This is a genomic window from uncultured Campylobacter sp., from assembly GCF_937890585.1.
GTDB lineage: Bacteria > Campylobacterota > Campylobacteria > Campylobacterales > Campylobacteraceae > Campylobacter_A.
On the sequence record NZ_CALACG010000292.1, the window covers coordinates 1 to 1,947 of the forward strand.

Sequence of the window (1,947 nt, forward strand, 5' to 3'; positions counted from 1 at the left end):
CTACCAAGGCTACTTTTTAGCACGTCTTCGTTTTGAAAGGCGAGTATGAGCTCGACCCTAGCCTCTCTTAGCACGTCAGCGTGCAGGTCCGTTGATGGATTTAGCACACGCTGCGCTTCATCTATAAAGATACTAACTGGCACCTTCTCTTCATTTGCTATGCGTTGCGCCATATTTGAAAGGGTGGAATTTAGCATAAGCTCCACCGCACTATCCTTTAGCCCTTGAGAATTTACAACAACTATCTTTCCTTCATTTAGTAGCTTGCTTATGCTATTGCCATGATAGTTTAGCATCTCATCGTCAGCTATGCTTTGCAAGGCAAAAAGCATAAATGTGTAGTTTGAGAAAAGCCTTGCTTTTTGTGACTCTTCATCATTTCTTACACCTTCATACTCCTTAAAAGCTTGTATGAAATTTTCAGATTTTTCATTAAACTCGCCTAATGCCCAAATTTTCTCATTTAAAGAGCTGGCCAAATGTCTTCTTTTGCTTATACCTTTTGCAAATGCCGTGTCGCTTTTTACATGATCATCTACCAGCTTAACTAAGGCATAAAATTTTTTAAAGTCACCTAGTTGCTGGGTTGATTTGCATAAATTTGCAAAGCTTGGCTTTATATCTTTTGCTCTATTTTCTATATATGGGGTGCAAAAACCTTGCTCTGTAAGGTCACATATCGCCTTCATCGTTGAAAGGGACTTTGTAGCGATATTTGCCGCTAAATTTCCCCAGAAAGGATCACGCTTTGTGCCAAATGTCTTTTGAAAGAAATTCATCAATAAACTCTCACTTGCATCATCCATTATATTTATTTTGTTCCCCCATGGCACATTTATCATTACGACATCTTTTAGTCTGCCATGCTTCTTGGCTAGAAATTTAACCTTTTTATGCTCAACTCCTTTGTAGTCAAAGACAAGCATCCCATGCCCTACTTTTATACGCTCATCCATCGCTGGCAGGATCGCTGAAGTGGTCTTACCGCAACCTGTTTGCCCTGTTATCATCGCATGCGTAAAGCTAATAGGTATGCTAAGAGCGTTTGAAGCAGCACAGAGGGCTGCACCTTTTGTATTATTAATTAGTGAAAAAACTGACATATTATTCTCCTTTATTGGTTGATATTATTTCATTAGCTAGGCCATAAGTAATGGCTAATGGTGCGTCTATATAGCAGTCTCTATCGGTGAGTTGCTCTATCTTTGCTATTTTTAGGTTACTATTAGCCTTTATCATCTCATTGACTTTTGATTTGATTTTTAAAATTTGATTTGCGATTAGTTCGATGTCGCTTGCCTGACCCGATGCACCGCCAAGAGGCTGATGAAGCATGAGGCTTGAGTTTGGCAGCATATAGCGCTTATCTCCGTTTAAAAATATGAGTGCAGACATAGAGGCAGCTAGCCCCACGCAAAATGTATTGATTGGTGATTTTATGGTCTTCATAAAGTCGATTAGTCCAAAGCCATCATATATCGAGCCTCCAGGGCCACTTATATATATGTTTATGTCGCTTTGATCTACGCTGTCAAGATACAAAAGTGTCTTTTGTGTAGTTAGGCAAATTTCTTGATCGATCTGCCCATATAAAAAGATATTTCTATCAGCTAGTAAGCTCATGTGAATGTCGGCGAAATTTAACTTGTCAAACTCTGCCATCTTCTCTCCTTGTTTTGATTTTTGTGAGAGAAGTTTAAGATAGTAGATGAGCCTTTAAATTCCACCTATTGCTTCTAGAGCCGGTGGCTTGGTAGTTTATAAAAGCTCTATATCGTTTATGTGATGTCCTAAAGCAGGAGTTCTTTTTTCATAGATGAACAAATTTAAGCTCTTACCAAGGATATCTTCAAAGTAAATTTTAGCTAGCTCTTCAGAGTTTTTGTATCTAAAAGGAGTATGCACGGCAAGATATAGTCCGTAGATATCATCTATAAGCCACTGCCT

General features: G+C 38.7%; 3 protein-coding genes. All 3 read right to left on the reverse strand.

All coding sequences use genetic code 11. The annotated features are described in order from the left end of the window. Positions 1-1,103, reverse strand: a 1,103-nt coding sequence (locus Q0296_RS08740; RefSeq protein ID WP_298039439.1) for a hypothetical protein, incomplete at its 3' end; no start/stop codon positions are given. A 1-nt stretch (position 1,104) separates the two neighbouring features. Beyond that, the gene (locus tag Q0296_RS08745; protein WP_298039442.1) at positions 1,105-1,662 is read right to left on the reverse strand and encodes a ClpP family protease; all 558 of its coding nucleotides are present in this window, start codon (positions 1,660-1,662) and stop codon (positions 1,105-1,107) included. A gap of 96 nt (positions 1,663-1,758) precedes the next feature. After that, positions 1,759-1,947: hypothetical protein (locus tag Q0296_RS08750; RefSeq protein WP_298039445.1), on the reverse strand; the 189-nt coding region annotated here is incomplete at its 5' end.

Coding starts and splice junctions, on each gene's coding strand:
- Q0296_RS08745 (WP_298039442.1), bottom strand. CDS start 1,662: ATGGCAGAGTTTGACAAGTTAAATTTCGCCGACATTCACATGAGCTTA.